The sequence below is a fragment of the Streptomyces sp. SDr-06 genome (genome assembly GCF_003324565.1).
Taxonomy (GTDB): Bacteria; Actinomycetota; Actinomycetes; order Streptomycetales; family Streptomycetaceae; genus Streptomyces.
In genome coordinates this window covers 1-5,719 of the sequence record NZ_QOLA01000053.1, presented here as the reverse complement: position 1 = coordinate 5,719, position 5,719 = coordinate 1, and the positions used below count along the sequence as shown (strand labels likewise).

Annotated in this window: 5 protein-coding genes and 2 pseudogenes; all 7 read left to right on the top strand. The window is 65.5% G+C overall.

From position 1 onward, the window contains the following. Positions 1 to 153 (top strand): annotated as a pseudogene (locus DT019_RS38845) (IS256 family transposase); the annotation flags it as partial. Between the two features lie 817 nt (positions 154 to 970). Then, positions 971 to 1,447 (top strand): sigma-70 family RNA polymerase sigma factor, encoded by a 477-nt coding sequence (locus DT019_RS38840; RefSeq protein ID WP_223279991.1) that lies wholly within the window; start codon positions 971 to 973, stop codon positions 1,445 to 1,447. Beyond that, positions 1,447 to 2,484, top strand: coding sequence for a hypothetical protein (locus DT019_RS38835; RefSeq protein ID WP_114041712.1), 1,038 nt, complete (start codon positions 1,447 to 1,449; stop codon positions 2,482 to 2,484). Before DT019_RS38840 ends, DT019_RS38835 begins: the two co-directional genes overlap by 1 nt. Positions 2,485 to 2,523: 39 nt before the next feature. Continuing rightward, the gene (locus DT019_RS38830) at positions 2,524 to 3,663 is read left to right on the top strand and encodes a hypothetical protein (RefSeq protein WP_114041711.1); all 1,140 of its coding nucleotides are present in this window, start codon (positions 2,524 to 2,526) and stop codon (positions 3,661 to 3,663) included. Positions 3,664 to 3,726: 63 nt separating this feature from the next. Then, positions 3,727 to 3,942: a type II toxin-antitoxin system VapB family antitoxin gene (locus DT019_RS38825; RefSeq protein WP_114041710.1), complete on the top strand. Its 216-nt coding sequence runs from the start codon at positions 3,727 to 3,729 to the stop codon at positions 3,940 to 3,942. Further along, positions 3,939 to 4,361: a PIN domain nuclease gene (locus DT019_RS38820; protein ID WP_114041709.1), complete on the top strand. Its 423-nt coding sequence runs from the start codon at positions 3,939 to 3,941 to the stop codon at positions 4,359 to 4,361. The genes DT019_RS38825 and DT019_RS38820 overlap by 4 nt, the downstream gene beginning before the upstream one ends. A 405-nt stretch (positions 4,362 to 4,766) precedes the next feature. Next, a pseudogene (locus tag DT019_RS38815) lies at positions 4,767 to 5,501 on the top strand (AAA family ATPase); the annotation flags it as partial. Between the last annotated feature and the right edge of the window lie 218 nt (positions 5,502 to 5,719).

The window sequence follows — 5,719 nt, the reverse complement described above, 5'->3', positions numbered from 1 at the left end:
ATCCGCCTGGTCGGCGCCGTCCTGGCCGAGCAGAACGACGAATGGACCGAGGCCCGCCGCTACATGGGACTCGACCTCCTCGCCAAGGCCCGCCTCCACCCGATCGAGTCAGAAACCCACGACACCGCCCCACCCACCGAACTCACCGCATAGCCTCAAAACGAGATCACCGAGTGACCGTCGATACACCACTCCCGCGGACGTGACCCGCCTCCCCCGTCTTGCCCAGCACGCTGCTCGCGGACACGCCCTTCAGCAGGACAGTCCAATACGGGGAGAGCTCCATATCCGCTGCGCTCACTAGCCGACGATCCACGCACTTCTACGTACGGCTGGCCGAGCGCAGCCTGCGCAGCGCTGCCGCACTCGCTGTCACAGAGAGAGCGGCTGCTATCCGCAGTGCGGTGGTCGAAGCAGCCTGGTCCCTGGTGAGGCGTTCCATCACCGACTTCTCCGTCCTGGCCGAGGAAATCGCCCCCGTGGCCTCTCCGTACATCGAGGCCGCACACTTCTCACCTGAATCTCAGAAAGTACGGATCCGCGGTTCACGCCCGGAGTTCCCTCAGCCTCCTACTTATGACGGGCCACAGGAGGTCCGCCTAACCCAGAGGGAGATGCTTGTGGACGCGCCTACGGCGACCGTCGTGATCGTGTCAGTCGCCGTCACAGAACTGTGTGCCTTATGCAGACTCTGGATGCGTCTGCGAGGGGACGAGCGACGTGACAAGGCCCGGTATGGGCATGCCACTGCGATAGCCCAGCTCCTGGCGGGGTCCGGCCGCCTCGGCCTTGGGGAACATCGCATTGACGGAAACGGCCTGAGCCTCAGGTTGTCCGCCTCCCCTGCCGAACAATCGAACGGCGTCGCGTGAACCGTCATGACCCGACCGAGGAGGCTGGCCCCCCAACTACCGATGGTCGGCCAGCCGGCAAGGCACACCTTGAGGAAGCCCGTCGTACCCGCCGCTCGGTGGACCGGGAGTTCTCAGCCTTCTACCGCAGCACGATCGACAAGCTCGTCGGTTTCCTGATCCACCAGGGGGCCTCTCTGCCGGTAGCTGCCGACATCGCGCAGGACGCGATGACTACGGCTTACAGGCGCTGGGAAGAGATCAAGCAGCCGTCGGCATGGCTCCACACAGTGGCCTCGCGGGCGCTCGCACGACGCATCGCCGACGTTCGTGAGGACGCCTTCGATCAGGTTCCGGAACCGACGGCCCTGCTGCCTCATCCTGAAGCTCTCGCTGAGTGGGAGGAGCACCAGGAGATCCTTCGGGTTCTCAGGGGACTCCCACCACGCCAGCGTCAGGTTCTGGCCTGGACCCTGAGCGGCTACAGCCCCGCCGAGATTGCCGAGGAGCTCCACATCGCGCCCGAGGCAGTCCGCGCCAGCCTCAAGAAGGCACGCCGCACGGCAGCGGCCTTGGTCAGCGGAGGGGAGGACTAGTGGCCAAGGACCGCGTCAGCCCGAATGACGAGGAGCTCGACGGTGCTGTGGACCGCCTGCTCGGTGGGCACACACACAAGCTGTCGGCAGCCCTCCGGAGCACGCTTGATGTCGAGGCCGGGCTGCGCGACATCCTGTTGCACTCTCGACACGACGATCTTGTCGATGACCTCGGTGCGATCCTCGACGTGGAAGCAGGCCTGGGTGACATCGTCGGTGCCGATGTATCTCAGCAACGACAGAGGCCCGAGAAGAACAAAAAGCGCGGCAGGAAGGCGGCAACCGCGGCAGAGCAGTGCCAGCGGATGGTCAGCCCTGAGATTCGCATCACTCTGCGCGTCAGTCCCGATGTCGCGACTGCGGCACTGACCTTCGAGAGGGCACACCGCTTTCTTTCGAGCCTGACGCAGGTCAAGGACTCCACACGCACGCTGAAGGCAAACCTGGAACCGCGCCTCGCGTTTGCTGTGTGCAGCGAGCTCCGGTCCGCCCACGAACATGCCATCGGGATCGCCGGTGACCTCGCCCACTCCGACGCTTCCCTCGCGGTGCGCGATCTGGCACGCAGCCTTGCCGTCGGTCTCACCGGCAATCTGGACACCGCCCGAACGGCAGCGGAGGGTCTTCTCCAACGCGATCCCCGTTCCACCGACCCCGCTGAAATCAGAGAGCTGGCCGACGCCCTGTCCAGAGCAGCTACCCGCAACTGCGCCCGCGGCCGGCGCCTCCTCCGGCTCTGCGCCGAGGAAGTCCGGGGCGCAGTCAGCACGGTCCTCGGCCGGGACCTGCCCGTCCTCGACGAGGAGTCGATCGGTGTGTTCCTGGACGACTTCACGGCCTCGGACCTACGCGCCGCCGACCTGCTCGGCGTTGTGCTGGACGGCATTCGCTGGTCGGAGTACGGCACGCTCTGGCCTGCCGCTTTGAACGTCGAGGTCCTCAAAGCCCAATCGGATGAGACGCCTCCGGGAAGCGGAACGTACACCGTTCGGAAAGGCACTGCACCGATGCACAACACCTATGTAGGACTGTTCTGAAGAGCCTGGCCCGTCGACGTACACGACAGGAGTTTCCCAGTGACGCACTATTCCTACGCCGTCGAGTCACACGCCCTGATGGCGACTTGGGCAACTACGAGGGGCAGGACGTCCGTCATCGTCGCCACCGCGCCCGAGACCATTACGGGCGACGAGATCCTCGATCTCGCGCGAGGCCTCGAACACCTCTCCCAGGCGGCCTGGCGTACCTACATCCGCCCCGCCAGTGCCAGTTCCGCCCAGCAAGTCAACAGCGAAGGCTGGCGCCGTAGACAGGAGCGCTCCTCCTTCCTCGAAGCGCTCAAGGGCGTAACGCACCCGAATCTGCCGCAAGACGGCCACCTACTCGTCAGCCACAGCCCGATCACCGAGTCAGGCCACCGCATCGGACGCACGCTCCACTCCATCGCCGACGCCCGGCTCACCGCGTCCGTCCTCGCCGAGGCAGAGACCGAACTCGCCTCGGTGGAGCAGGCTGAACTCGGCAATCTGGACGGTCGGGCACGCCAAGCGGTACTGCTCACCCGTGAGGACGTCTCACCGGTACAACTGGCCGCCGCCGACGCTCTTCTGCACGCCGCCCCATTCGGCTCGACATCGTTGCAGACCGATGTGGATCCGACTGCTGCCGCCGTCGCCGCCGCACACTGGCTTCAGGCCGCCGCGGACGTCACGGCGGAGGCGTCCGGATTCCATCCGACGGACATCGTGGTGGAAGCCGACAACATCGAAGCCCTCCCGCACGAGACGCCCACCCGCGTGCTCGAACTCATCGACGAGGGTTCGTCCCCTCACGAAGTCGTTGTCACTCTCGTTCGGGATGCGTTGGCCGTGGCCGAGGGGCTGATCCCCGACCGGTCCGGCCTGCTGGATCAGATCGACCAGGTGGAGGATCTCGTCGAACGGCATGCCAGCACGGACGACGTGCTGGCAGAGGAACTATGGCGAATCCGGCTTACACCGCTCGACCCCCAGCGCCCTGCTCCCGACCTCCTGGAAGACCTGCTGGCCGGAATACGAGCCTGCTGGCTGCTCTTCGAGGAGTACGCCGAATCCCCGGACTATCCGGATGACGAGTGGGATCAAGCCACGTGGGAGGAGTGGCACGACGGCGAACGCAACAGGTTCATCGACCAGGTGCGGGCTGAGGCTGCCCGCACCCGCAAGCGACTCATGTGACCGAGCCTCGATGCATCAACATAGATATACTGAGCCTCATAGACGATATACAAGGAGGTCGTGATGAGCCGCACCGTGATCGATCTGGACGACGACCTACTTGCCGACGTTGCTCAAGCTCTCGGCACCAGCACCAAGAAGGAGACCGTCAACACCGCTCTCCGTGAGGTGCTGGAGAACCGGCGTCGCGCGCTGGCCCTTACCCGCCTGCGCGCAGCAGCCGGCGAGGGTGCCTTCGACCTCGATCTCTTCGAGAGCAAGGGGAACTACCGCCGGTGAACGCGGCCCAGTTCCTGATCGACACCAGCGCACTCGCCCGGTTCATGCGCAGTGACGCGGAGCAGTACGGATGGGACCAAGCTGCCGCAGCCGGGCTCATCGCCACGTGCCCCATCACTGAGCTGGAGTTCTTCTTCAGTGCCCGATCTGCCGAAGCCCGGGCCCAGGGCATCGATGACATGCGGATGATCTTTGGCTGGGTGCCGGTCGACGATCGCGCATACAGCCGCGCTTGGCAGGTGCAGGAGGCCCTGACCAAGCGAGGGCAGCATCGCAGTGCAGGGGCCGTCGACTTGTTGGTGGCTGCCACGGCAGAACTACAAGGGCTGACCCTGTTGCATAGTGATCGGGACTTTGACTGCATCGCGGCCATCACCGGGCAAGCTCTCCAGTGGTACGGGCCCGAGCCAGGCAAGTAAATCGCGCTCGGTTGCAGTTCTGGTTGCATTCACCGCCGTACGGCACCGTTCAGAAACCCCGCCGCCCCCGACTGCACCGCAGGTCAGAACGTCCCCGTCGGCTCCAGAACGGTCGGGCGAAGGCTTGGAAAGCGTGTCGAGGGCAACCCCTTCACGAATCTCGTATCCTCCGCAGCCGCCTGAACAGGCGAAACGAAGACCCCGGACCGCTCCAGCGGCCGGGGTCTTCGGCATGCCCTGGTCTCAATTTCGGTCTAATTTACTTGCGATATTCACGACATTTCTCGCAATGCGCCAGAGCACCCTTGGGGGGCGGCGAACGTCGGGGCCGACGGGTGCACACTGCGAGGGCCCCAGAACTAAGAGCATGTTTTATGTAGGCGTACTTCTATTTCCGGAGGACTCGTGGACAAGCCTGCCGAGATGTTCGACGGGGATTGCGAGTGGTCGGCACTGAGCCGGTTCATCACTGATCCGCAGCCCGGCGCGACTCTGGGCGTCGTCTCCGGGCGCCGCCGCCAGGGCAAGACGTTCCTCCTGGATGCCGCCTGCCGAGCCGCCGGAGGGTTCTAGTTCGGTGCGACCGAGGCCGCCGATGCTGAGTCGCTACGGCGGATCAGCTCGGCGCTGACCGCCCACGTCGGCCCTGCCAGCCCTTTCCACTTCGCCGACTCGGCAGAGGTCGTCGACGCACTGCTCGCGCTAAGCGCCGATCGACCCGTCCCCGTGGTGATCGACGAGTTTCCGTACCTCGCCAAGGCCAACCCCGAGCTGCCCTCGATCATCCAGGAGGCGTTGCGGCCCCTGCGTGACCAGCGCACCGGCTCCCGTACCCGGCTGCTACTGTGCGGCTCGGCGCTGCCCTTCATGGGCAGGCTGCTGTCAGGTAACGCCCCACTGCGCGGGCGGGCTGGGCTGGAGCTGGTCGTCCGCCCCCTGGACCACCGCCTCGCCACCGAGTTCTGGGGCATCACCGACCCCCACTTGGCCATGAAGGTGAACGCGATCGTGGGCGGCACCCCGGCCTATCGGCGCGAATTCGCACGCGGCGACACGCCAAAGGGCCCGGATGACTTCGACGACTGGGTCGTCCGCACCGTCCTCAACCCCGAAACCCCCCTCTTCCGCGAGGCCCGCTACCGGTAGTTCGTTAAACCCGGCGGTAGCGGGGCTGGCGCGCAGTCAGGGCGGTCGTAAGGCGGAGGGAGGGGGAAGTCGGCAGCCTCGCCGAGTGGGGGCGTGATGACTGAGCGACGGATGTGTCTGCCTGCGCCGGGACCGTTGGAGGAGTACGCGGCCTGTTTCGATGATCTGTTCCTCAACCTCGCCCAGCGGCGTGGGTTTCGTGAGTACCTGAC

Coding starts and splice junctions, on each gene's coding strand:
- DT019_RS38825 (WP_114041710.1), top strand. CDS start 3,727: ATGAGCCGCACCGTGATCGATCTGGACGACGACCTACTTGCCGACGTT.